Below are 23,452 nucleotides of genomic sequence, written 5' to 3'. Positions count from 1 at the left end.
GTTACCACATAGCCATGTCTTCACGCCGTCACTTCTTCCAGCGTGTCGATCTCGATGGTCGGTAACTCCTTCAGGAATTCGTACCGCTCTGTCATATCAAGCAGTCGAAGTTCCCCACCAGGATGCCCGTACCGCTTATAGATGACCGTCAAGCCTTTGTCGTCCTGCTGAATCGTGACGTTAAAGCCATTCACTTTCTTCAGGAATGCGGTTAGCGTCTTGTAATCGATGACGATCGACCCGAGTCTGACCGGTAGATGGTTCGAAACTTTGAAGAATTCCTTTTTCCGCTCCAGCCGTTCGACCTTCTGACGTTCGTCTGTTGTGAGTGTCGTGACATGACGGCGCTTTTTGATGTTCTTGATTGCGAGGTCGATACTGCGCCGCATCGCTAGCATCTCGGCTTTCACTTCATTCGTCTTGTCGTCTACGATACGAATCATGCGTGGATTTCCTCCTTCTTCTCTTGAATCTTATCGAGTGCCATCTGGACGACTTCCGGTGCATAGCCTTCCTTCTCCGCGATGTTTTGAATGATGGCTTCGAGGTCGACGGCCGTCGTGCTCCCGTCGTCGGTCTGAATCAAGGCCGCGAACTCTTCCATCGCATACTGTCGTTTCGTCTCTGCCTCGATCTGGCTTCGGTCGAGGATTTCGTTCCCAGGTCGCGCGCTTCGAAGGTCGACCAATTCAATCGGTTGAAGCTGTCCGTTTTCCACCGTGATGACCGCTACCTGCACTTTCCGATTCACTTCTGCCTCGCTTGCCGAGAGTCGGCAGATGGCCCCGCAGTTCATGAAGACCTTGCCGTCAGCCCGCTCGTAAATGCCGAACCCCAGATGGTCGTGACCCGAGAGAACCAGGTCGGCTTCCGTCTGGACCGTACCGACGTACGTGTAACGGTCGAAGACTTTCGGGTCGTGGTCGAGCAGCATGCCGTGGGCGACGTGGATTTTGAAGTATCCCTTCGCCGGGTCCCCTGGGCTGTAGCCGAACCCGTCACGGTCGATTTCATGTGTGTATGGCTGGAAGCTGATGGCCACACCGCCTGTCGCCTCGTTCAGTAACAGGTTCTTCTTCGAATCGTTGATGACGGTGAAGTTCGGGACGATCAGTTCCAGGATATGAAGCGACGTTCTCCAGTAGGTATCGAGATTGTAGCTGTAGACATCGTGATTCCCCGCCGTCGTATAGAACGGGATCTTGTTCTCTTTGAACACTTCCGCGAACTCCAGAAGCACGCTGTTCGTAACCTCTGGACGGTCGAAGATGTCACCGGCACAGATGATGGCGGTCGCTTTGTTGTATTCCGCAAGCTTGAAAATCTCACGAAGTTTTGCCTTCAGCGACTCTTTGTAATCGTCGGTGCGGTTTCGGGGGTTCTTACCTCGAATATGAATGTCTCCCAGGTAGATGAATTTCATGTCCTACCCCCTCACGACTGCGCTTCGACGATGTCGACGTAGTAACTTTTATAGACATTTAAGTCGGCTTTATTAATCTCGAATTGCATGTCATCTTTCTCCCATGCGTCCGGTTTAATACCTACAGCCTTCAAAATTGCGTCCTGGGCTTTTTTCACTGACTCCGTAGCTTCTTCGTAACGGATTTCGTAAGCGTCTATCAGTGCCTGCTTGATTTGTTGCTCGGTCATGCCCTTTTCTCTGAAGAGCCATGCGTCCATGCTGCTGTTCTGCTGAAGCACCTGTAATTCTGTTTTTGCCCGGTCGAGTGCGACAACTAATGTCGGGTCAATCTTTCCGATTGATTCACGCTTCAATTCCTTGCCCGGTTCGACTTTCATGATTGCTTTGACTGCACAGATGATGCACATGTCGTTCCCTCCTATCAGACGATCGCTACGCGCGACTGTCCTGCTTTTTGTGTGACGCCGATGCTGACGTCACCGATTTCTGCCAGGTGCTCGTTGTGCGTAATCAGCACGATCTGCCGGCCGAACTTTTCGCTATACTCCTTCAGGAAGTAGGCGACATTTGGTGCGAACTCGAGACTGACGTGCTTCCCGACCTCGTCGAGGAAGAGCGTTCCGCGAACGCCGGAGAGTTCCGCGACGGCCAGCTTCAATGCAAGGCTGACTACGTCGGCGACGCCTCCACCTCGGTCGTAATCCGGCGGCTTCAATTGTGTGACGACCCCTTCCGACTCCAGGTAGTATTCCGCGACGGGTTGGTTCCCTTTGATTTCGATTTCGACCCGGAAGATATAATCTTTTCCGAACACGACTGACAGTGCGCTCGTGACGATGTCTTCGATGCGTCGCTTTGCCTGACGTCTTGCGAAGTCACTCGTATGCTGGAGAAGGATCTGGACGAGGTCGTATTTTGCCAGTTGCTCCTCGGCGACCTTCTTCCGCTTGTCTGCCTCGTTCATCTGTGAGACGAGCAGATCGCGTTGTGCGAGTTTTGCGGTGACTTTCTGTGCGGCCTGCCGTAAGTCGGCTTTCACTTTCATCAATTGGTACATGTGCCCGCCCCCTTAAATGTCCTGCGGGATTAAGCGTTCCACTTTTCCGAGGTCTTCCGTGATTTTGCTCTCCAGCTTCACGATTTCCTCGTTAATCGTTTCCGGCGTGACACCCTCTTCTTTCATCTTCGCGATGACTTCTTCCAACTGTTGTTCCGCTGAAGCCTTTTGCGTTTCTGCGATGGTTTTTGCGTTTTCTGCGCTACGGACGTTTGTTTTCGCCTGCTCTAAACGATCTTTCAAGTTACTCATGAGTAAGTGCCCCTTCCGGCTTTAAGTTTTGGTTGACGATGGTTCTGGTCGGAACGTCCTCGATGATTAAGGCGCTCCTTGCTTGTTCTTTTGGTTTCGTTTAAGCCGTGGGCTGTCCGGTCCTTCGTGTAGGAAGATTCGGGTTTCCTCTTCCGCTGCCTCTTTGGTTTGGAAGTAGCCGAGGCTGTATCGAACACCTTGCCAGTAAGGACGACTGTTCCAGCGTTCAGACGCCTTGTGAAAAGTGACGCCTTTCAATTCAGGTTCGACCGTCGGCTCTGGCTCCGGCGTGTACATTTCGGTGATGTTGCCTTCATGATCTACCAGCTGTAAGTTCTCGCTTCGGCAGTCCATCGGGTCGCCGTTCTTGAAGACCAGGTGGCTACCGCGTGGGATGTTGAAAAGTCGCTTGTGTAAGAGCACTTGCTTGTTGTGCTTGTCCGCTCTCGCGAACTTCCGTCCCTGCTTGTCCTTGTATACGGTCCAAGATTCGACGCCTGCGACGTCCTTCTCATAGAACATGTCGTAGTCCATCTTTGCCTGGAACTCGCCGTCCACGCGTGAGACGATCGTCAATACGACGTATTTCCGTCCGTTCTCGTGTAGCGTTTCATACCTGTTTTTCATTCGTGGCTTCCCCTTTCATGTAGCTGCCCGCAGAGTGGGCAGATGCCGCCCGCTTCCTGCCAGGTGGCCTTCTCATTTTCTACCGCCGCCACGATTGCTTGCTCGGCGGCTTCGATGTTACGTCTATGAATCTCGACCGTGCTCTTACGGATTTCATAGTCACGGTGAAGTTCCCGATAGAACTCCAGCTGTTTGAAGTCGACATCGATGCGTTTGATGGTGCCCGCACCCTTTTCTGCCAGACCCGCGAACCGTTCGAGTCGTTCCGTCGCTGACTTCTGCCGTCCCTCGACTAGGATGTGCTCCGTAGAGAGGACACGAATCGAGAGGTAGCGACGTAAGTCTTCGTCGATTTCGAGGATGGCGTTCGTCGCCTCCTGAAGATGTTGCGTTCGTTCGAATACATGGTCCGTCAGTTTTAAGACCTGTTGCTGTTGCCTCATAGCCTCCTCTAGCGTCCGTAGACGTTCGAGCCTAGCCAGACCCTTCTGGACACTGCCGACGATTTCTGACGCCTCTGTGACGTCCTTGTATCGATACAAGTCTCGTTCGATTGATTCGATTCGGTCCGTCAGTCGAAGATAGTCACCCGAGGTAAGCAGGAGACGTTCGTGACGAATCTGGCCGTCGATAGCCGTTTGAAGCATACCTTCGAGTAAAGGAACGTCCTTCAGCGTGTCCAGACGCTTTGTCACGACGTCCAGCCGATCTGCGGCTCCTTCGAAGAGACGTGTATAATCTTTAAATCGATCTAACCGTTCGACCGACGCTGTCACTTGCTCCAAAACAATCTCGGCCATGTCGACCGCGTTCTTTTGGTCGTCGACTCCGAGGAAGGCGAGCATCGAACCAGAGATCCGTTCGACGTCCTTCTCTGCGTTCAGACGCTCCTGGCGTGCGGCGTACGTGTCTTTGGAAATGCCTTTAATCGCTAGGTCGATACACTCCGTCCCAGCGAGTTTTCCTAATATTTTCGCTCCAGCGCTTGCCGTCTCGCTAATCAAGAACGGGGCATCCAGCTGGAAGGCGAAGTTCAGGGCCGTTTCGAAATCCCCGAATCGTTGCTTGTCGATTTGAAGCAAGTTTTTGACTTCGTCCGGAACTTCGGACTTTTCGTACAGGCTCCCCTCGTCGTCTGGCGAGAGTTGAAGCAGATAAGATGTCTTCCCCTTACGTCGGCGCTTCGTGATGATCGCCCCGCTATCGAGTGAAAGTGTGACGATTGCCTCGCCGACTTTCTCGTTTACGAAGGCTTCCCCTTGTGGCTCGTTGAACGCCACCCAGCGAATCGCTCGGATGATCGAGGTCTTCCCGGCGTCTGAAGGACCGGTCACGACGTTTAAACCTTGCCCCAGGTGGAAATGACTCTTCACATGGGACTGGAACCCTTCTAGCCTAACTTGCGTAATGGTAGGCATGTTTGCACCTCGTTTCTGGTAACTCTATTCTGACTCGCATGCCGTAGCATCAAGATGTTCGCTTCTACCTCACGCCCCTCTTGTAGCAAGGACTGGACTTTCTCGGTTAGGCTCTTCACCTCGTGGCCACTTAAAATGCGACTAGCGTATAGCACCGTCTTATGTGTCATAAAATTCTCCCATCATAGAGAAATAATTTTTTCTTTACTTCTTTACTTCTTTATCACCAAGTGCTAAGATAGTTTCGTAAGCAAGTTTCTTACGCTGGTGTACTTTGGTCGGTCTCCAGCTGTAAGATCGTTTCATCCCATAATTCTTTAACGGGCTTTTTTCCATCGCCCCACTGTTGCAGCAGTTCGATAGCCGCAGCAGGTTTTACTTTTGAAAGCGCACTAAGCTTTTCTGGTAGGTACGCATTCTTCTTGATTGTCTCGGGGTCAATCAGCAAGGTTCCACCCCCTTTCAAGTAATTATTACTTTAAGTCATATTCGAGAGCAAAAATTTATTATGACTTAACGTCATAATAAACTTCATAAAAAAGATACTCGACTGTGACCCCAAAGAATGCGGCTAACTTTAACTTGTTGTCCTTACCAGGATCTTTCGTGCCGGATTCAATGTGTGCGATCATGCTTTGAGTAACGCCAATTTTGAGGGCTAGCTGTTCCTGCGTTAGCTGGGCAGCCTTCCGCAAGGACACTAGCCGCTGGTTAGGTACGATCTGACTCATGTGCCACCCCGCTTTATATGACCTAAAGTCATGTGATTGACCTCATCATATATGACTTAGGGTCATATCGTCAACCCTATTTCGAAATCTTTTTATTTTTTTCGTCAAATCATGACTTATAGTAATATAGTTTATGAACAATATGGATATGAAGGGAAGTTGAAAAATGTTGAAGTTCGGCGATCTATTGAAGCAATTACGGAAAGAGAAAAAGCTAACCCAGAAAGAGTTAGCCGAGGATTTAGAACTGGATCAGTCATCAATATCGAATTACGAATCGAATAAAAAGCTACCTGACGTCGACACGATGATGAAAATGGCCATCGTATTCGATGTTCCAGTCCAGGAATTGATTGATGCAAGAAATTATACTGCTCACGGCATAAAGCCTAGCACATCTTATTTTGATAAATTCATTAACGAATCGAAAACGGTCTACATCCCATATGACCGCGAAAAGAAAAGTAAGACAGTGTTTGACGAGAATATTTTAAAAAATATCCCCTGGGAAGTTGATGGCCAGGAAGTCACCCCGGAAGAAGTCGAGGAAGCGATCAAGTACATCAAGTTCCAGCGAACACTTCGTGATAAAGACAAATAAACTACTCATTTAATTTTTTGATGGTGCGCCGTTTCAGCCATTCCATCAGCGCATTAAAATCAGGAACATGGGTTTCAAGTGAAATAGGCTCGTCTTTGGTGTTTTGCACGTCTTCTGTGTGCTGGATCAAGATGTTAATCGGTAACGCCCCCTAGTCTTCCAATAATAAACAGCTATTTATATTTTATAATTAAAAATACGAACATAAATGCGAACACCTGTTCTAATTTCGATAAACTTATCATAGCATATCTGGTCATCGTTGGGAATTAAAAGACGTAATTAGCCTTTAACAATTATGTAACAAGAAATTTTATACAAGAGGTGTGTAAATATGCGTACGGCCATCTATATTCGAGTCTCCACAAAACTCCAGGAGAATAAATACAGCTTGAAAGCACAAACCGAAGAACTGACGAAATATGCGAATGCCCAGGGCTGGGAAATCATCGAGCAATTCAAGGACGTCGATAGTGGCGGTAAATTGGACAAGATCGGCTTGAACGCCTTGATGGATTGTGTGGAGGAAGGACGCGTAGACGTCGTGCTCTGTATCGACCAGGACCGTCTAAGCCGCCTCGACACCATCAGCTGGGAATTCCTGAAGTCGACACTACGAGAGAACGGTGTGAAGATCGCCGAGCCTGGAAACATCACAGACCTGACGAACGAGGACGAGGAATTCATATCCGACATCAAGAACCTGATCGCGAAACGCGAGAAGCGATCCGTCGTACGACGGATGATGCGAGGAAAGCGACAAAGAACACGTGAGGGTAAGGGCTGGGGAAAGCCGCCGATGGAATACCATTACGATAAGAACACGGGGACCTACAGCATCAATAAGGACTGGTCATGGATCATCCCATTTATCGATGATCTCTACATGAACAAGGGATATAGTGACTGGCAGATCGCCCAGGAGTTGCGCAAGATTGGAAAGACGCCGAACGGGAAAGAATGGTCTGATGTTCATGTGCGCCAAAAATTAAAGAATAAAGCATACCACGGCATCATGGAAAAGAAGTTCTCGAACGGCGAGACGATTACCGTCGACGACATCTACCCGCCACTCCGGACTCCGGAAGAATACGAACGCATTCAAGAGAAACGGGCCAGCAAGTTCCGCCGACGTAAAGAGGAGTTCCCGCAACTTCTCCGACGTACGCACCTCACGTGCGCGAAATGCGGCCGGAAGCTGACGATCCACATGTCAGGTGATCGGAAGTACGCCTTGCACTTCTACATCAAGCACAGCCGTCGTGAGAGCCAGAAGGACTGTTATGTATCGGTGAACACGGTGCGAGTCGAGGCGAACCTGGTGGCGGCCATCAAGAGCATCCTGACGAGCGAGGACGCCGCGAAGAAATACATCCAGCTAGATTACGACGCGAAGGACCTCCAGCAGATGGAGAATGACCTGAAGAACGCGAACGACCTGAAGAACACGACACAGGCGAAGATCGATCGTCTCCTCCCGCTCTATCTCGATGGGATCTGGTCGAAGGAAGAACTGGAGAAACAGAAAGGGATGCTCGAAAGCGAACTGAAGGTCCACGTGCGTCGCATCAAACAGTTGACGACGAAACGGGAACTCGTCAAATCGAACATGTTCAACTACGACATGGTCATCCAGTACCTGGCCGTCGCCGAGCGATTCGACGTGCTCTTGACGAAAGAGGAACAGATGAACATGATCGGCCAACTCTTCCCGACCGGCACGGTCTACGACGACCACGTCATGCTGCACGGACACCTTCCGAACAATGCGCCGTTAGAAGTTCGCGTCGCGTTCGAACCCGATCCGTATAACTCTCCACGCTCAAAAGTGCATAACTGACACAAATATAAGCACAAACCCGCGATTTTGCTCGTGTGTTTGTGCTTATATTCATTTTCTTGAACAAAGTGGCCATCGCGATGACCGATACCTCACCAAACGTCTTCGCTCCATCTGTCTTATTCTCTTCAAGCACCTTCAGTTCAACGGCTAAATTCGCATCTGTGTAGTAGTCGACGTCAACTCGGCGAACATACGCTTTTTTCTCCTCAAAATCGAGTTTTTCGACCTGATATTGCTCGGCTCCATGTAAGTATATCGCTTCATCATGTAACAACGTCATGGCACTGAACGTGTCCATTTCACCGATGACTTGATGTTTTGCCGTCTGATCGACGATGACGACATTTTCTTGATCACTCGTCCGAAGCGAGATGTCATGAGCCGGAAATGAATCCGTCATCCAATAATATCTATCAGCCCGTTCATGCAAGACGTGAGCATCCGTCAAAAACTCTAATATATCTTCCGTATCGACCGTTCCGAATCGCTCTCCTTTTTGAAAAGGCAACTCGAATGCGGCGCATTTCATATGGTCCACTAAAATAATCAAGTTATTCGGGTCAAGCCGGGCCGCTTCCGGTGAACGTTCTAAAATCATGTCCGGCTGTTCGACGACGAGTTGGTCGAGTGATGACGAAGATGCGACAAATATAACGAGTGATTCTGAATGGCGCCGTCCGGCCCGACCAGCCTGCTGCCATAACGAAGCGACCGTTCCAGGATACCCATTTAAGACACACGCTTGCAGTTGGCCGATATCGACACCGAGCTCCAACGCGTTTGTCGAGACGACCGCCTTGATTTCCCCGTTCCGTAACCGCCGTTCGATTTCTCTACGTTCAGATGGAAGATAACCGCCACGGTAACCGACAATAGACTTTGGTCCTAGCTCCCGACGTGTCAATTCCTGCAAATAGGTCAATAGCACCTCGACACGTACGCGCGACCGCGCAAATACAATCGTTTGAATGTTCGCTTCCACGAGCCTCGAGGCGATTCGTTTCGTCTCGAGCGTCGCGCTTCGACGAATTCCGAGTGCTTCGTTGACGACAGGCGGGTTGTAGAACACAAGATGTTTCTTCCCTTGAGGCGCCCCGTTCCGATCGATTAAAACGACTTCTTCTTCCGTCAATAGCTCGGCAAGTTCAAGCGGGTTAGCGATGGTCGCTGAGGTCATGATCCATTTCGGATGACTGCCATAATAGGCACAGATTCGCTTCAAGCGTCGAAACACGTTCGCCACATGACTTCCAAATACGCCACGATACGTATGGAGTTCGTCGACGACGATATATTCTAAGTTCTCAAAAAGACGAATCCATTTCGTATGATGAGGTAAGATCCCGGAATGTAGCATATCCGGATTCGTGATGACGATATTCCCCGCATCGCGGACTTTTGTTCGTGCCGCAGGTGAAGTGTCTCCATCATACGTGAAGCATCGTAAATTCCCTTCAAGGGCTTCGACCATCTCCATCAAGTCACTGTTTTGATCTTGCGCGAGTGCTTTTGTCGGGTAAAGATAAAGCGCACGGGCTGTAGGTTTTTCAATCATCTTCGATAGGACGGGCAAGTTGTAACAAAGCGTTTTTCCTGAAGCCGTCGGTGTCACGATGACCGTCGAATGACCAGCCGCCGTTTGTTTCACAGCCTCGGCTTGATGCGTGTACAGCTGCTCGATTCCGCGATTCTTAAGTACATTCGCCAATTGTTCAGGCACTTGTTCTGGAATTGGGGCATATTGTGCCGGACGAGCGTCGACCGTGTGCCAATGACGTACGTGGTTTGAAAAACCTGGATCGTCTTTTAGTTGTTTGATCATTTCTTCGACAGAGCGAGATTTTCGCATCCAGTCACCTTCTTTCATTACGCATTCGAAGGGGCAAGATCCGCTACGACTTGTCGGATTTGATGAATCCGTTCATCTCGTACCACTCTCGATACGGCGGGCATCTGAAAGATGGCCATCTCGTTAAATGTAGCAGCGACATGCTCATTCTCTTCTTCGAGGCGGATGAGCGCATCTGAAAACAGACGTTGCGTCGACCGTCCGAACAAGACGATGGTATGTAGTTTCGTACATTTTGAATGAACCGCTAAAAGATGTTTGACGTAGCGTTGCACCGTTTTATAATAATCTTCGTTTGTTGAGCTGAGTTGACGGTTGCCACGAAGAAGTTCCGGATAATAGGATTCTTCGCCCGTGAACATGGTCTCGACTCCGATTCGTTTCAAGTAAGCATGTCCGATCGCTTCGGCGACGGTTTGGTCCTGGATGAGACGCCCAAACGGTATCGACTCTTTTAAGAGCACATGTGAAAGCTTTAACCCGAGATGTCCACCGAGAGGCACGCCGAAATCATCGTCTTGCAGTCGATCTATGACAAGTAGTACTTTCATCTTGCGTTTTAAAGAGAGTTGAACCATGTGTCACCATCCTGTTCCCTTTCTTTTCATTATAGCAAAGTCAAACGAAAAACAGGGCGAACAATGTCGCCCTGCTTTCCTTAGTTATTCCCATTGTTTGAATTGCCATTTCCACGATTCGTGTCAGACGATTCACCATTGGATTGTCCCTCTAACGGAGTTCCTGAATCATCTCCGTCAGTTGGTTCGTCTGTTCCTTCGCCAGAACCTTCATCTGTTGCCGGTTCATCAGGAGTTTGTTCGCCGGTGGTATCTTCTCCGTTTCCGTCTCCGTTACCATTTCCGTTTTCATTCCCGTTCCCGTTATTTTCGTCTGATGGTTCATCTTCGGAATTTTCCTCGTCAGAAGGGTTTTCCTCTTCTTCCTTTGGCTCTTCTTTCGGTTCGATTGAGTAGCTCGCTTGCGCCGGTGCCGATTGCTGCTCACCCGTCAACGGATTCGTTGCATTCGCGACAATGGTAAACGTTGTGTCTCCTTCGGCCAAGTTTGCAATATTTACACTCGTCTCCCCGGTCGTTCCGACGACTTGCTCACTTCCGTCAGCTGACTTCTGTGTCACTGTGAACGTGACATCCGTATAGCCATCTGCTTGCGCACCATCGAAATCGTATGACCATGAGACAGAACCAGTTTGGGCTTCTTCGTCATAGTTGACACTTGCCCCAGTCGGAGCAACCAACTTCTCAGGTTGAAGATCTTTTGGTTTTGTCCCTTTTACATAGAGTTCATTGCCAAGTGACAAGACTGAGTCCGGACGTTGGAATCGATCCGGTTGTCCCGTCGCATTCGTCACTTGTTGCATCATGTACTCGAAATAGTATTGGGCGTAGTTCGGCTTATTGGCAGTCTCACTAGCACCGCTCACTTTACCCGTCCAAACGGAAATCGAGTAGTCCGTCGTATATCCAGTAAACCACTTGTCTTGCTCATCGTTGGTCGTTCCCGTCTTACCTGCCACGTCCCAAGGGAAGGCACCGGGTTCATACGTCCCGTTCGCACCGCTCACGACATCACGAAGCATGTCCGTCAACATGTATGCCGTATAGTCTTCCATTGCCTGCTTCGCTTTGATTGGCGAATTGATGCTTGAACCGTCATTGAATTCAATTTTTTGAATCAAATGCGGTTTTGTATACATTCCATTCGTCCCAAAGGCAGCATATGCCGCTGCCATTTGAGTCGTGCTCGCTTCAGCGGCACCGAGGGCGTTCGCTTCTAATACTTCCTCTCCGGCGTACATCGGTTCAACGCCGAGGTTTTTTGCAAAGGACTCGATGGCCCCTTGACCAAATTCATCACGAACTTCTTGGAAAGCTCGAACAGCAGGTGTGTTCCCTGAAATCGTTAAGAAATACCGCATCGTGTTTTGACCACGATATTCTTGATAATAGTTGTTTGGTTTATAGGACCCCTCGAGCGGTGCATCGAGTAAGATCTTCCCTGTCGACCATTGTCCGTTCTCGATTCCTGGACCGTAATCAAAGATCGGTTTGGCCGTCGAACCGATTTGACGTTTTTCATTCGAATAATCACGATACGATTTGTCACCTTGTTTTGCCTGTTGACTATCGATGATCGCGACAATTTCACCAGTCTTCGTATTCAATACCGTTGCACCCATGCGGAGTTCGTCGGCCGGGAAGCTTCCGCCTGGAATGTTCACGTTATCCGATTTAATGTCACTATTGAATTTTGTATGCAACTCTTTGTTGATAGACGTATAGACTTTTAAACCTGTTCCATAAATGTCTGACTGTTCTAGACCGTAATCTTCTTCAAGCTCGGCTTGGACTCGTGAATAAATCGCACGTGTGAACGCTTCTTCTTCCGTCTCTTCACCAGGTGAGATGACGTCAGCAATGGCGACATCAAGTGCCTCATTGTACTGTTCCTCAGAAATATGTCCGTCACGTTTCATCGCAGAGAGGACTTGCTCTTGACGGTAGCGGGTCAACTCCTGATCACCATTGATTGGATCATAGGCACTTGGACGTTGTGGGAGACCGGCAAGAATCGCGGCCTCTTGATAATTGACCTCAGAGACCGGCTTGTTGAAGTAACGTTTCGATGCAGTTTGCACACCATATCCACCACTACCGTAATAGTTTTTGTTCAAGTACATCTCTAAAATCTGTTCTTTCGTATACTCACGCTCGAGTTTGAGTGCGAGCCATTGTTCTTGCAGCTTACGTTTCAACTTCTTATCTGTCGAAAGGAATGACTGCTTGACCAATTGTTGCGTGATGGTCGATCCACCTTCCGCACCGAAACCGTCTGTCAAGTTGGCAACGACGGCTCCGCCGATTCGACGTAAGTCAATCCCATTATGCTCATAGAAACGACGGTCTTCGATTGACACGACCGCTTGTTGCATCACTTCAGAAATGTCGTCGATTGAGACATACTCGCGAATCTGACCTGCCCCTTCGAGCGGTTCTCCTTCAGCCGAAATCAACTGAATCGGGTACGTATCGACAAGCTTTTCTTCATCTAGCTCTGGTGCCGTCGCAATGGCATATACCGTATAGGCGCCGAATGCGATTACCGCAGCAATAAATAACATGAAGCCTAATAAAAAGATGCGTTTCCACATCGGTTTCTTACTTTTCGTCTTTGGTTGTTTCCCAGTTTTTTTGCGTTTATTCGTCGTCGAATCTTGTCGACGTGCGACCCTACTTCGCTCCATTCATGGTTCACTCCTTCTATTCAATCGAGCCATTGATCGAGCACCGTCAAATAATCAATCGACGGTAAGGCTCTCGTCGGAACTTCAATCGCTTCCTTTTCGATAAAGCTGAGCGGAATCGATTTTCGCCCCGTTAATCGTTGTTCCCACCACCGAACAAGTTGCTCGGTGGTCAATACATATTGCGTATTATAGCGACTAAAGCGGATGATGACAAAACAAATCCCTCCATGACGTTCACACTCACGCATGTGGGCGATTTGGTGGTCATGAAAATTGCCGAGTGGAAACGACGTCTTATTATTCGTTTCTTTCGCTTCAAAGTCAATGTATCTGCCACGATAAACACCGTTGTAATCGGTCGTAGATGCCTGTTTGAAATAGGCTTCCGTTACTTTGGCGGCACTTCGCTTCGGGTAGTCGACTTTGACGATTTGGAGAGGGGTTGGTTTTTTGTGGATGACGGCTCGTTGATGAATCCGATAAAATTCATTCGTTTCATTTAATAGCGTCTCCAAGTTCATTCCGCGATTCGCATAGGTTTGAGAATTCGATGATTGCTTCGAAATTCCTTCCCCCTTTGTTGTCTTTGTCACGTTTGCCTTTTTACCGTTTGGATAATGGAACAATGTCGTCACCCCATACATACATATTAACAGGTCGGTCCACTCGTTCCTTCCGTCTCAGGTCTGATTGTCGACTTCTGTCGGTCGACACTTGTGTGGATTTACCGCAACACATATCGTACCAAACTCCCGTATGTTAAACTAGTATGTAAGCGATTGTGTATCCAAATTGAAAAGCTCTCGTTATGTATATCCCGATTGTTTTTCTATGATAATAGCACCCTTAGTGTTTATCCAAGATGACACACCGATAAACCTAATTGATGTCATTCTCGAAAAAAATGTGCAATACCTGTGCAATAGATTGACCAAATCACCATTTGGAAATAAAATAGGATGCTTAAAGACGTTACTGTTAATCCGTTTTGGAGGGATTGGATGGAAAGTGGAAAGAAGTATGTCATGTTCGTCGACGAGACAGGTACGCCGAAGGGGAACACGCAATTTAACTTGACGGGCGTGCTGATGGAATATAAGTATTCAATCGATGCAGACGAAACTGGACTACCGTGTGAATTGAAACGACGTCTTCAGGCGTTCAAACGAGATGTGTTCAAAACGGAGCATATCCCACTTCATTTAAAAGAAATTTTAAAAGCGGAACATCCTTACGGAAAAGAAGATGGGATCACGATTGATATGTTGCGCGACTTTTGGGATAAACTCCCTGAATTTTTGCGAGGAATCGACTGTACAATCGTCAGTGTCGAGGTCGATAAACAGAAGCTTCATGACTTTTATTCGACGCCCAAAGATCCGTATGTCGTCGCATTCGCTCACCTGATGAAGTCATTCTATGCGTTTTTAGAAGAAACAGAGGCAGTAAGTGCCCGTGTCGTCCTGGAATCCCGAGACGATTATCAGAACTTACTGATTCAAAAAGCATTCTTTGATATTTTCAACTCAGGTACCGTTCATTTAGACGTTGAAAAGAGCCGTCAAAAAATCAAAGGCTTCATCTTCTCTGAGAAGCAGAACACGATGTATCAATCTGGGTTAGAAATCGCGGACCTTGTCTGTCTGCCACTTTCTCGCGTTCGTCGTGGCGTGATTGAAGTGAAACCACGGTTCGTCCATTATGGGGACGAGAACCGAATCTTTAAAGCCATTAAGGACAAAATTTACATCCGTAAAGAAAGTCCGGACCAAGATTTCCGAAACTGGGGCTTCAAAAAAGTGCCGATCACGAAAAAACGTCGCGAATGGAGCGACCATCCTTGGAATCATTAAGCAAAAACGCATCGACACCTTTCGTGTCGATGCGTCAGCTTGTTGACTAACATGAATCTTATCGCTCGCCTGTCCGGCGCCAAACTTTCCTCAGGCAATCCCGGAGCCGCATCGCGACTCAAGTCGCTGTTGGGTCTCCGTCGGATTGCTTTCCTGTCGGAGTCGGGGCGCCGTCGGGCGAGCAACGCAAACGGTCGTCATCTGGCGGCCGTTTGTCTTCTTCCAAGGCCTCGACGACCGAAGAAAAAGCTCGATACTTACTTCGAATCGATGTATCAGGGGAAAGGGAAGGTAAACGCCGAGCCCGCCCGTCATCAATCCCGCGATCATCCGCCTCGGCCCGCCGTTCAACATCCGTTCCGTTCGTCAGACCGTGAAGGATGGATTGTGTCGACTTGTTGATCATCAGATCCGCTCCTGTGTGTTCTTCTCACACCATTATATGGGATGAAGGACAAAAGGTGACCAAGAACGGGCAGGCGAGACTCCTGAGGGAATAGCAAGCAAAGGGAGACCCAGCAGTGACGCAGTCGCGATGCGGCTCCCTGCTTGCCCCTAGGAAAGCGAGCCGTGTCCGGGTTGGGCATATAGAAGACATTAGACCTATACTTTGTCTACAGTCTGACGCATCGACACATTGCGTGTCGATGCGTTTTTATGTGGTGACTTGCTGTGACTTCATTCGTTTCTTTCCTTCTCGGCACATATGCAACAGTGGGCATGCCGCACAGCCCGGACGTTGTGCCTTACAATGATATCGTCCGAAGAAGATGAATTGATGATGAAGTTGTGACCATTCCTCGCGCGGAAACTTTTTCATTAATGTGTCCTCGACTTGGCGGACATTGTCTTTCCAGCGACAAATACCGAGACGTTTGGATACTCGTTCCACATGCGTGTCAACCGCAAACGCCGGTTCATGGAATGCAACAGAGAGAACGACATTGGCTGTCTTACGACCGACTCCAGGGAGCGCCTCCAACGATGCTCGGTCAGAAGGGACAATTCCACCATGCTCGTTCACAATTTTTTCTGAGAGTGCTTTTACATTCTTCGCTTTGTTACGGTACAGACCAATCCGTTTAATCAATGCCTCAATTTCAGACACGTCAGCCGCTGCCATCGCCTCGACAGTCGGAAACGCTTCAAACAAACCCGGTGTCACCTTGTTGACGAGTGCGTCCGTCGCTTGTGCGGAAAGCGCGACGGCGACCACCAATTCGAATGGATTTTGATGCGTCAACTCGCAATGAGCATCCGGGAACATCTGCTTCATCGTATCTGACACTTCCTGTAATTGTGCTCTCGTCAACATCACTTATTCCTCCGTTGATATTCCACGACATCCTCGAGCGATTCGACATGATGATCTTGCCAAACACGCAGGATTTTGTCCATGTATTTAAAGTTTCGCACGTTTCGAAGTTTCGCTTCCCGAAGCGCGGCCATGATGAGTTCCTCGCTAAAGCCATCTTCCGTCATCCAGCCGACGATTTGTTCAATCTCGAACGGGGTGATCGTTCCGAATTCCCGCTCAAACGTATGAATGATATTCTCATTCAGTGTCTGCTGGGGCACAACTTTCTCTTCCCCTTGTAACGCTTCGAAAAGTGGCAATAGGCTATATCGCTCACCATCACTTGAAGCGTCAATGGCGATCAACTCTTTTTGCAATAGACCGAGGAGTACTGATCGCGCCTCATTCTCCGAAACATTCAAACGTTTCCCTAACTCGCTCGGGAGCGGCATGACGATGCCCTCCCCAGTCATTTCAAGAAGATGAACGATCAGACTGAACTCGACGGGTGACAAGTCGAGGCGTCTCGCATCGGTGAACAGCTTTCGTGGAATGACGACCGGACTTTGTTCGAATAATTGAATCAATTGATGTGCATCCATGTCGCACTTCCTTTCTAAGACACATCAATCGGGGAGGACATGACGTCTTCCCCGATTAATCGTTAAGGGTGAATTCGGTTTAATAAACGTGGGAACGGAATCGCTTCACGGATGTGCTCGATTCCACTGATCCATGCGACTGTACGCTCGAGGCCAAGTCCGAAACCAGAGTGTGGGACCGAACCGTATTGACGAAGTTCAAGGTACCAATCATACGCATCCGTTTCGTCGAGACCTTCTTTGATGATTTCTTCTTTTAGACGATCGTAGTCGTCCTCACGTTGAGATCCCCCGATGATTTCACCATATCCTTCTGGAGCAATCAAGTCCGCACACAGAACGAGTTCTGGATTCTCAGGGTCTACTTTCATATAGAACGGTTTGATTTCTTTTGGCCAGTGCGTGATGAATACCGGCTGATCATGTGCGTTGGCAATCGCCGTCTCGTGCGGTGCACCGAAATCATCACCGTATTCGATGTCGTCGAATCCTTCTGCCTTCAAGAACTTGATGGCATCCTCGTAACGAACGCGTGGGAACGGCGCTTGTACTTGTGCCAATTTCTCAAGGTCACGTCCGAGAAGTTCCAATTCATTTTTACAGTTCGCAAGTGCCGACTGTGCAATGTATGAGACGTACTGCTCTTGAATCTCGAGGTTCATGTCATGATCGACAAATGCCATCTCCGGCTCGATCATCCAGAACTCAATCAAGTGACGACGTGTTTTTGATTTCTCCGCACGGAACGTTGGACCGAATGAGAATACTTTTCCGAGGGCCATCGCAGCGGCTTCCATGTACAATTGCCCCGTCTGAGAAAGGTAGGCCGACTGACCGAAATAGTCTGTCTCGAACAATTCTGTCGTCCCTTCCGGTGCACTGCTCGTAAGGATTGGCGGATCGATTTTGACGAATCCTTCTTTGTTGAAGAATTCATATGTCGCACGGATGATTTCGTTACGAACTTTCATAATCGCGTGTTGGCGACGTGAACGGAGCCATAAGTGACGGTTGTCCATCAAGAATTCCGTTCCGTGTTCTTTCGGTGTGATTGGATAATCAACCGATTCCGCAATCACTTCTAAATCTGTCACTTCCAATTCAAATCCGAGTGGTGTACGTCCGCCATCAGATTTGACATTCCCGGTGACCCAAACCGACGTTTCTTGCGTAATCCCTTTTGCAAGTGTAAATAACTCTTCCGCTACATCAGCTTTTACAACGACCGCTTGAGCAAAACCGCTACCGTCACGTAATTGAAGGAAAGCAATCTTTCCACTTGAACGTTTGTTGGCAATCCACGCGCCTACACGGACAGATTGGCCTTCATAGTCTTTAAATTGGTTAATCGAAATAGTTGTCATGTTCATTTCCATCCTTTCGCTTATCGAGCGCGCTTCGTAACGAAGTCTTCCACTCGATCGAGCGCTTCTAATACGCGTTTTAATTCAGTTGCATAGGATAATCGTACGTAATCGTCTTGTCCGAAGCCAGAACCAGGCACGAGTGCCACATTTGCTTCTTCAAGAACAGCTTCACACCAAGCATCGACAGTGTCATAGCCACTCTCTGTGGCCGCGACCTTCGCGTTGGCATATAAGTAAAATGCACCTTGCGGCTTCAAACACGTGATGCCAGGAATTTTGACGAGACGGTCGTAGACGATTTCAAGTCGTTCCTCGAAAGATTGACGCATCATTTCCACATCTTCTTGTGGTCCATTGTATGCCTCTACCGCAGCCGCTTGTGCGACAGATGTCGGGTTGGATGTCGAGTGTGAGGCCAAGTTCGTCATCGCCCCGATGATTCTTGCGTCCCCAACGGCATATCCGATTCGCCAACCTGTCATCGCGTGAGATTTCGAGACACCATTGATAATGATGGTGCGTTCACGCATATTCGGAAGGGTCGCAATCGATACGAACGACGCATCACCGTAAATCAACTTTTCGTAAATCTCATCGCTGACGACGAGAAGATTGTGGCGAAGAACGACATCGGCGAGTGCCTGTAGCTCTTCTTTCGTATAAATCATCCCCGTCGGATTGGATGGGCTGTTCAAGATGACGGCCTTCGTACGAGCAGTGATCGCACTTTCGAGTTGCGTTGGCGTCAATTTAAATGACGTCTCTTCATTCGTGTCGACCAAGACAGGTTCCCCGTCCGCCAATTTGATTTGTTCCGGATAACTGACCCAGTATGGGGCTGGGACAATCACTTCGTCCCCTTCATCTAGAATAGCTTGGAACAAAGCGTAAAGGGCATGTTTCGCACCTGAAGCCACCATCACCTCGTTGCGTTCGAACGACAATCCACTATCGCGTTTCGTCTTTTCAATGATGGCATCTTTCAACGCGACTGTCCCGCCAGATGGCGTGTATTTTGTGTCTCCATCTCGAGCGGCTTGACAAGCAGCATCGATGATTCGTTCTGGTGTGTTGAAATCAGGTTCACCCGCGCCGAGACCAATGACATCTTTGCCTGAAGCTTTCAGTGCCTTCGCCTTAGCTGTAATCGCTAAGGTAGTCGATGGTGTGAGTTGTTTTACACGTTTCGCTAATAGATGTTTCATCATAATCCCCCTCTAATTCATTACATTTGATCGGTCAATTGGACCCGTCGAATAAATTCTCCGGCCTGAAGCGTATAGTACGAATACGTATAAGACGCATCCGCTTTCGTGACCACTTCGATGAGTGCCCGTTCGTCAAAACCAACCTTACAGCTGACCAGTTGTCCGCCTGTCTCCTCAACCGACTTCGAACAGACGTCAGTAGCGTCCACTTCACCGATTTCTCGTTGCTCGATCTCCAGCTTTTTATCCAATGGGACAAACCAAATGGACTCCCCGTCTACTTCTGGGAAGACGACATACGCATCTGTCCCATTGAACAGTTCTCCCTGACCCACTCTCGCGTCTGGAGATTCTTCAGCCAATCGTGCCATCGCCGTTTCGACGAGCTTTTCTTTTTGATTCTCTGTATGACCGATGGTGAATCGATACATCACGCTAAAGACAAGGACGACACCAATCAGTGCCGCCAGTAATGAGACGATCCATTTTGCCTTTCTGGTCATTCTGTACGATAGATGGTGAAGACCATCTCTTCCTTCTTCGGATCGTTCACTTTCTTCTCAAGTGACAAACCGAACATTAAATCCTGACTCTTTAAGGTCCGATTCAATAAGTCGACAATTTTGTAGACGTCCGCAGTCGGTTCGATGCGCACGCTCGCCAGCGTCTCAATATTCGAGTTCATATTGACTCCTCCTCCAAAAACACTATACGTATCATTATAAAACGATAATATCGTGATGCCTAGCGTTATCTGTCATTTCGTGCCACAGACTTTTCCTTCTCGTCTAAGAACAACTCTAACTCGGATAACGACGTTTCAAGCGTTCCTTCAATCCGGTCAACTTTAGGCAAGCTGTTGATGAACTGTTTGCCGTAACGTGTCGTCTCCACACGCCGGTCGAATACGAAGACGGCACCATAATCCCCTTTCGATCGAATCAATCGACCGACACCTTGTTTGAAGCGAATGACCGCTTGGGGCAGGGATAACTCAAAGAACGGTGATTTCCCCATCGCTTCAATTTTCTCAGAACGAGCTTGCGTGATCGGCTGGTCGGGCGGTGCGAAGGGAAGTCGTACAATGACAAGGCATGTCAACGCCTCCCCCGGAATATCGACACCTTCCCAAAAACTAGCTGTTCCAAAGAGAATCGACTGTTCCATCCGTTTGAACTGTTTCGTCAAGCGGCTACGCGAGCCGCCGCTCACACCTTGTGCGAGAAGTGTATAAGACGGGTCAAGATGGTCTTTGACTTGTTCATAAGTGAGTCGAAGCAATTCGTTTGATGTGAACAAGACGAGCATCCTTCCTTTCGTCACGTTCGCGATTTGGACAATCGACTGGGCCGTCTGATCGACGAACTGAGGGAGCGGTACTTCATTGATCAACGGGAAGTCCGACGGTACAAACAGTTTGGCCTGTTCTTTGAAGTTGAATGGCGACGGTAAGACGACTCTTCGGACCGGTTCTCCTTCTAATCCGAGGCGTCGTTCCATAAAGCTGAACTTCCCTGAGACCGTCATCGTCGCTGATGTTAAGATTGTCGGTCGCTTCTTAAACAGACGTTCATGCAACAGCGGTCCGATTTCGACCGGTTGGGTGTACACCGAGGTTAATTTCCGATTTCCTAAATTCAGTTCGACCCAGCTGACCGCATCATCGTCACGCGTCAGCATCGTCTCATAGATGACACTCTCGAGTTCGCGCACGTCTCCAATCAACGTTTTTAAATCACCGAGAAGGGCGCGCTGTTTGAACGTCATATGTTCTTTACGTTCATCGAGCAGGCGATGAAGATGTCGGAGTGACGTCCGCAACGTCCGTAGTTTGTCCTCGAGTCGATTGGCCACTTCTCGAATTGGTCTAAACGTTGCGCCTTCCCGCTCGAAACGAACCGTTTGTCGAGGCTCTTTTTTCTTACCTAACGATTGAAGAGACGTCAGAAGATCTTCGAGTTCTTCCTCGACCCGAGCAAGGGCCGAATCGATCTGTTGACTGAATGCCTCTGCCTCTTCGGTTACAGATGTCAAATCGGCTAGCTGGATAATGCGAGAATGGAATTTGCCATCCGCTCCGTAGCCGAACCATTTGAAGAGACGGTCAAATTGAATCGCATCAAATGTCACACCGAAATGATGAGAGGCCACTTCTTCGACTTGATGGGCCTCATCTAATACGAGAGGCGTGTCCGTCGGTAAAATGCCTGCCTGATGCTGTAAGTCCGAGAACAGTAAGGCATGATTGGTCACAATCAGGTCCGCTTCTTTCGAGCGCAACACGGCTTTCGTGAAAAAGTCACGGCTATACCACGGATCGAACCGTCCAAAATCACTTGAAGCATCTGCTTGAATCAAACGCTTGAACGAAGCGGGTCCTTGTGTCGCTGAGCCCGGAAATGAAAGTTCCTCTAAGTCCCCGGTCTCGGTCTCAGTGAGCCAGACGAGCACCATCGCTTTACACATCGATGCCAAAAGACCATCATTCGATTCGTCGAGCACCATCTCGAACTTGCGTAAATCGATATAATTGCGTCTTCCTTTCAACAACGTGAATTCAATCTCAGGAAAAATCTGACGAATAACAGGCAAGTCTCGATTTAACAACTGTTCTTGCAATTGAATGGTATGCGTACTAATGACGACCGGGCGTTTCGTCTCGAGGGCATGGTGGGCACTCGGAATCAAGTACGCAAGCGTCTTACCCGTTCCCGTACCCGCCTCGACTAACAATGTTTCCTCATCGTCTAACGCTTTATAGACGTGACGCATCATTTCGAATTGACTCTGTCTCGGTTCAAACTGATCAAACAGTGAAGGGAGCGTCTCTTCAATCGTCCGCAAAAGGAACGGCTCGAACGGTTCACGTTCTGTCGCCGGGACGAACGCATCTACCGGTCGTCGTAACGCAATTTTGCGGTGGATATCAAAACGGGTTTCGTCGTCTGGACGAATCCCAACCTCAAGGATGATCTCATCGAGTAACGGTTCGATATGACTCGTCCATGATTCTGATAACTCTCGAAGTCGTTTCAGCGTCACCATCGGTAAATCGCGCAAACGGTCGAGCATCCGGATGAAGAGCTCTGCCGTCGCCTCTGCATCACTGAGTGCCCGATGTGCGTCTGTATGTACGAGGTCAAACGTATCCGATAGCGCTTCTAACGCATGGCTCTCTAAAGTCGGATACAGGATACGGGCCAATTCGACTGTATCAATAGCTCTCCCTTGAAACGCAAGGTAACCCGCTTGTTCAAGACTCTCGTTTAGAAAAGTTAAATCAAATGCGACGTTATGCGCGACAAATACCCGTCCATCCAGCATTTTCCAAATGTCGGGAATCACATCTTCAAATGTAGGTGCGTCACTTACATCTTCGTCACTAATCGTTGTCAATTGCGTAATAAAAGGTGGGATTGGTCGACTCGGTCGAATCAAGGTGCTGTAGCGTTCAATCACTTCGCCCTCTTGTACGACGACCGCCGCAAACTCAATCAATTCATCTCCGGACTTAACGGAATGACCCGTTGTCTCTAAATCCACAATCACATACGTGTCCATAACATCCATCCCATCTTTGGCACGCTCGTGCTTTCTGTCTGTCTCATCTTACCATAGAACGAATAACGAAAAAACGGGGATGCCTCTGTCGACACCCCCGAATCCTTCACAAAATTGTATGAGCAATCTCTTCGTAAAGAAGTTGATCGACCTCATTTTGTTCGTTCAACACGGCTACTTTTGGACGATGCGTTTTCGCCTCTTCCGCTGTCATTTGACCGTACGCCATGATGATGACCACATCACCGACCTGGAAATGACGTGCTGCCGCACCGTTCAAACAAATCACGCCTGACCCACGTTCCCCTTTGATGACATACGTCTCGATGCGAGCACCATTATGGTTGTTCGTAATGTGTACATGTTCATTCTCCATGATGCCGACCGCATCCATCAAATCCTCATCGATTGTAATCGAACCGACGTAGTGTAAGTTTGCTTCTGTCACTGTTGCTTTATGAAGCTTTGCGTGCATAAATGTACGAATCATTG

At 48.7% G+C, this 23,452-nt stretch carries 25 protein-coding genes; 3 read left to right on the top strand and 22 right to left on the bottom strand.

Annotated features, from left to right (window positions below; all coding sequences use genetic code 11):
• Window positions 1-20: 20 nt before the first annotated feature.
• The 9 genes from KNO70_RS09645 to KNO70_RS09605 all read right to left on the bottom strand — a co-directional run bounded on the left by KNO70_RS09645 (window position 21) and on the right by KNO70_RS09605 (window position 5,511).
• Entirely contained in the window at window positions 21-443 is a 423-nt protein-coding gene (locus KNO70_RS09645) for a hypothetical protein (RefSeq protein ID WP_214812299.1), read from the bottom strand.
• Window positions 440-1,423, bottom strand: a complete 984-nt coding sequence (locus KNO70_RS09640; protein ID WP_214737458.1) for a metallophosphoesterase family protein — start codon at window positions 1,421-1,423, stop codon at window positions 440-442. Before KNO70_RS09640 ends, KNO70_RS09645 begins: the two co-directional genes overlap by 4 nt.
• Before the next feature lie 11 nt (window positions 1,424-1,434).
• The gene (locus tag KNO70_RS09635; RefSeq protein WP_214812297.1) at window positions 1,435-1,833 is read right to left on the bottom strand and encodes a hypothetical protein; all 399 of its coding nucleotides are present in this window, start codon (window positions 1,831-1,833) and stop codon (window positions 1,435-1,437) included.
• Between the two features lie 14 nt (window positions 1,834-1,847).
• Window positions 1,848-2,483, bottom strand: a complete 636-nt coding sequence (locus KNO70_RS09630; protein WP_214812294.1) for a P-loop NTPase family protein — start codon at window positions 2,481-2,483, stop codon at window positions 1,848-1,850.
• A gap of 12 nt (window positions 2,484-2,495) precedes the next feature.
• Window positions 2,496-2,735: a hypothetical protein gene (locus tag KNO70_RS09625; RefSeq protein WP_214812292.1), complete on the bottom strand. Its 240-nt coding sequence runs from the start codon at window positions 2,733-2,735 to the stop codon at window positions 2,496-2,498.
• Window positions 2,736-2,801: 66 nt separating this feature from the next.
• Entirely contained in the window at window positions 2,802-3,362 is a 561-nt protein-coding gene (locus tag KNO70_RS09620) for an HNH endonuclease family protein (protein ID WP_015881508.1), read from the bottom strand.
• Window positions 3,359-4,780 carry an AAA family ATPase gene (locus tag KNO70_RS09615; protein ID WP_214812282.1) on the bottom strand — a complete coding sequence of 474 codons (1,422 nt, stop codon included), beginning with the start codon at window positions 4,778-4,780 and terminating at the stop codon, window positions 3,359-3,361. Before KNO70_RS09615 ends, KNO70_RS09620 begins: the two co-directional genes overlap by 4 nt.
• A gap of 259 nt (window positions 4,781-5,039) precedes the next feature.
• Complete coding sequence (locus tag KNO70_RS09610; protein WP_214737468.1) at window positions 5,040-5,228, bottom strand: hypothetical protein; 189 nt, start codon at window positions 5,226-5,228, stop codon at window positions 5,040-5,042.
• 58 nt (window positions 5,229-5,286) lie between these two features.
• Entirely contained in the window at window positions 5,287-5,511 is a 225-nt protein-coding gene (locus KNO70_RS09605; protein ID WP_015881504.1) for a helix-turn-helix transcriptional regulator, read from the bottom strand.
• Window positions 5,512-5,677: 166 nt separating this feature from the next.
• On the opposite strand from KNO70_RS09605, the gene KNO70_RS09600 reads away from it, so the two are divergent.
• Window positions 5,678-6,112, top strand: coding sequence for a helix-turn-helix domain-containing protein (locus KNO70_RS09600; protein WP_214737470.1), 435 nt, complete (start codon window positions 5,678-5,680; stop codon window positions 6,110-6,112).
• A 334-nt stretch (window positions 6,113-6,446) separates the two neighbouring features.
• Entirely contained in the window at window positions 6,447-7,952 is a 1,506-nt protein-coding gene (locus KNO70_RS09595; protein WP_214812273.1) for a recombinase family protein, read from the top strand.
• Here KNO70_RS09595 and KNO70_RS09590 read toward each other — a convergent pair.
• The 4 genes from KNO70_RS09590 to recU all read right to left on the bottom strand — a co-directional run bounded on the left by KNO70_RS09590 (window position 7,852) and on the right by recU (window position 13,716).
• Complete coding sequence (locus tag KNO70_RS09590; RefSeq protein ID WP_214812271.1) at window positions 7,852-9,804, bottom strand: DEAD/DEAH box helicase; 1,953 nt, start codon at window positions 9,802-9,804, stop codon at window positions 7,852-7,854. The two genes, KNO70_RS09595 and KNO70_RS09590, sit on opposite strands and share 101 nt — an antisense overlap.
• A 17-nt stretch (window positions 9,805-9,821) precedes the next feature.
• On the bottom strand, window positions 9,822-10,382 hold the full coding sequence (locus tag KNO70_RS09585; protein ID WP_078146761.1) for a hypothetical protein: 561 nt from the start codon (window positions 10,380-10,382) through the stop codon (window positions 9,822-9,824).
• An 80-nt stretch (window positions 10,383-10,462) separates the two neighbouring features.
• Window positions 10,463-13,069 carry a transglycosylase domain-containing protein gene (locus KNO70_RS09580; RefSeq protein ID WP_078146760.1) on the bottom strand — a complete coding sequence of 869 codons (2,607 nt, stop codon included), beginning with the start codon at window positions 13,067-13,069 and terminating at the stop codon, window positions 10,463-10,465.
• A gap of 20 nt (window positions 13,070-13,089) precedes the next feature.
• On the bottom strand, window positions 13,090-13,716 hold the full coding sequence (recU, locus tag KNO70_RS09575; protein WP_078146759.1) for a Holliday junction resolvase RecU: 627 nt from the start codon (window positions 13,714-13,716) through the stop codon (window positions 13,090-13,092).
• A 357-nt stretch (window positions 13,717-14,073) separates the two neighbouring features.
• On the opposite strand from recU, the gene KNO70_RS09570 reads away from it, so the two are divergent.
• Window positions 14,074-14,925, top strand: a complete 852-nt coding sequence (locus tag KNO70_RS09570) for a DUF3800 domain-containing protein (protein WP_035387865.1) — start codon at window positions 14,074-14,076, stop codon at window positions 14,923-14,925.
• A gap of 118 nt (window positions 14,926-15,043) precedes the next feature.
• On the opposite strand, the gene KNO70_RS09565 is transcribed toward KNO70_RS09570, so the two are convergent.
• The 9 genes from KNO70_RS09565 to panD form a co-directional block, all read right to left on the bottom strand.
• Complete coding sequence (locus KNO70_RS09565; RefSeq protein ID WP_214684508.1) at window positions 15,044-15,331, bottom strand: hypothetical protein; 288 nt, start codon at window positions 15,329-15,331, stop codon at window positions 15,044-15,046.
• Between the two features lie 249 nt (window positions 15,332-15,580).
• On the bottom strand, window positions 15,581-16,240 hold the full coding sequence (gene nth, locus KNO70_RS09560) for an endonuclease III (RefSeq protein ID WP_214734150.1): 660 nt from the start codon (window positions 16,238-16,240) through the stop codon (window positions 15,581-15,583).
• Window positions 16,240-16,824: a DnaD domain-containing protein gene (locus KNO70_RS09555; protein WP_078146757.1), complete on the bottom strand. Its 585-nt coding sequence runs from the start codon at window positions 16,822-16,824 to the stop codon at window positions 16,240-16,242. The genes nth and KNO70_RS09555 overlap by 1 nt, the downstream gene beginning before the upstream one ends.
• A gap of 62 nt (window positions 16,825-16,886) precedes the next feature.
• On the bottom strand, window positions 16,887-18,188 hold the full coding sequence (asnS, locus tag KNO70_RS09550) for an asparagine--tRNA ligase (RefSeq protein ID WP_031423961.1): 1,302 nt from the start codon (window positions 18,186-18,188) through the stop codon (window positions 16,887-16,889).
• 20 nt (window positions 18,189-18,208) lie between these two features.
• Entirely contained in the window at window positions 18,209-19,396 is a 1,188-nt protein-coding gene (locus KNO70_RS09545; protein ID WP_078146756.1) for a pyridoxal phosphate-dependent aminotransferase, read from the bottom strand.
• 20 nt (window positions 19,397-19,416) lie between these two features.
• On the bottom strand, window positions 19,417-19,902 hold the full coding sequence (locus KNO70_RS09540) for a hypothetical protein (protein WP_214812269.1): 486 nt from the start codon (window positions 19,900-19,902) through the stop codon (window positions 19,417-19,419).
• Complete coding sequence (locus KNO70_RS09535) at window positions 19,899-20,084, bottom strand: YpmA family protein (protein ID WP_015881492.1); 186 nt, start codon at window positions 20,082-20,084, stop codon at window positions 19,899-19,901. The genes KNO70_RS09540 and KNO70_RS09535 overlap by 4 nt, the downstream gene beginning before the upstream one ends.
• Before the next feature lie 65 nt (window positions 20,085-20,149).
• On the bottom strand, window positions 20,150-22,960 hold the full coding sequence (gene dinG / locus KNO70_RS09530; RefSeq protein ID WP_214812259.1) for an ATP-dependent DNA helicase DinG: 2,811 nt from the start codon (window positions 22,958-22,960) through the stop codon (window positions 20,150-20,152).
• Window positions 22,961-23,066: 106 nt separating this feature from the next.
• Complete coding sequence (panD, locus tag KNO70_RS09525; RefSeq protein ID WP_015881490.1) at window positions 23,067-23,450, bottom strand: aspartate 1-decarboxylase; 384 nt, start codon at window positions 23,448-23,450, stop codon at window positions 23,067-23,069.
• Window positions 23,451-23,452 lie beyond the last annotated feature (2 nt).

It is taken from the genome of Exiguobacterium sp. s181 (genome assembly GCF_018617125.1).
Lineage (GTDB): Bacteria > Bacillota > Bacilli > Exiguobacteriales > Exiguobacteriaceae > Exiguobacterium > Exiguobacterium profundum.
The sequence above is the reverse complement of the archived record's forward strand: the minus strand, read 5'-3'. Positions and strand labels throughout refer to the sequence as shown.

Coding starts and splice junctions, on each gene's coding strand:
- KNO70_RS09635 (WP_214812297.1), bottom strand. CDS start 1,833: ATGTGCATCATCTGTGCAGTCAAAGCAATCATGAAAGTCGAACCGGGC.
- KNO70_RS09535 (WP_015881492.1), bottom strand. CDS start 20,084: ATGAACTCGAATATTGAGACGCTGGCGAGCGTGCGCATCGAACCGACT.
- KNO70_RS09540 (WP_214812269.1), bottom strand. CDS start 19,902: ATGACCAGAAAGGCAAAATGGATCGTCTCATTACTGGCGGCACTGATT.
- KNO70_RS09565 (WP_214684508.1), bottom strand. CDS start 15,331: ATGATCAACAAGTCGACACAATCCATCCTTCACGGTCTGACGAACGGA.
- KNO70_RS09630 (WP_214812294.1), bottom strand. CDS start 2,483: ATGTACCAATTGATGAAAGTGAAAGCCGACTTACGGCAGGCCGCACAG.
- KNO70_RS09590 (WP_214812271.1), bottom strand. CDS start 9,804: ATGCGAAAATCTCGCTCTGTCGAAGAAATGATCAAACAACTAAAAGAC.
- KNO70_RS09600 (WP_214737470.1), top strand. CDS start 5,678: ATGTTGAAGTTCGGCGATCTATTGAAGCAATTACGGAAAGAGAAAAAG.
- KNO70_RS09645 (WP_214812299.1), bottom strand. CDS start 443: ATGATTCGTATCGTAGACGACAAGACGAATGAAGTGAAAGCCGAGATG.
- KNO70_RS09545 (WP_078146756.1), bottom strand. CDS start 19,396: ATGAAACATCTATTAGCGAAACGTGTAAAACAACTCACACCATCGACT.
- KNO70_RS09580 (WP_078146760.1), bottom strand. CDS start 13,069: ATGGAGCGAAGTAGGGTCGCACGTCGACAAGATTCGACGACGAATAAA.
- KNO70_RS09615 (WP_214812282.1), bottom strand. CDS start 4,780: ATGCCTACCATTACGCAAGTTAGGCTAGAAGGGTTCCAGTCCCATGTG.
- KNO70_RS09640 (WP_214737458.1), bottom strand. CDS start 1,423: ATGAAATTCATCTACCTGGGAGACATTCATATTCGAGGTAAGAACCCC.
- KNO70_RS09555 (WP_078146757.1), bottom strand. CDS start 16,824: ATGGATGCACATCAATTGATTCAATTATTCGAACAAAGTCCGGTCGTC.
- panD (WP_015881490.1), bottom strand. CDS start 23,450: ATGATTCGTACATTTATGCACGCAAAGCTTCATAAAGCAACAGTGACA.
- KNO70_RS09625 (WP_214812292.1), bottom strand. CDS start 2,735: ATGAGTAACTTGAAAGATCGTTTAGAGCAGGCGAAAACAAACGTCCGT.
- asnS (WP_031423961.1), bottom strand. CDS start 18,188: ATGACAACTATTTCGATTAACCAATTTAAAGACTATGAAGGCCAATCT.
- KNO70_RS09570 (WP_035387865.1), top strand. CDS start 14,074: ATGGAAAGTGGAAAGAAGTATGTCATGTTCGTCGACGAGACAGGTACG.
- KNO70_RS09595 (WP_214812273.1), top strand. CDS start 6,447: ATGCGTACGGCCATCTATATTCGAGTCTCCACAAAACTCCAGGAGAAT.
- dinG (WP_214812259.1), bottom strand. CDS start 22,960: ATGGACACGTATGTGATTGTGGATTTAGAGACAACGGGTCATTCCGTT.
- KNO70_RS09585 (WP_078146761.1), bottom strand. CDS start 10,382: ATGGTTCAACTCTCTTTAAAACGCAAGATGAAAGTACTACTTGTCATA.
- nth (WP_214734150.1), bottom strand. CDS start 16,240: ATGTTGACGAGAGCACAATTACAGGAAGTGTCAGATACGATGAAGCAG.
- KNO70_RS09605 (WP_015881504.1), bottom strand. CDS start 5,511: ATGAGTCAGATCGTACCTAACCAGCGGCTAGTGTCCTTGCGGAAGGCT.
- KNO70_RS09620 (WP_015881508.1), bottom strand. CDS start 3,362: ATGAAAAACAGGTATGAAACGCTACACGAGAACGGACGGAAATACGTC.
- recU (WP_078146759.1), bottom strand. CDS start 13,716: ATGTATGGGGTGACGACATTGTTCCATTATCCAAACGGTAAAAAGGCA.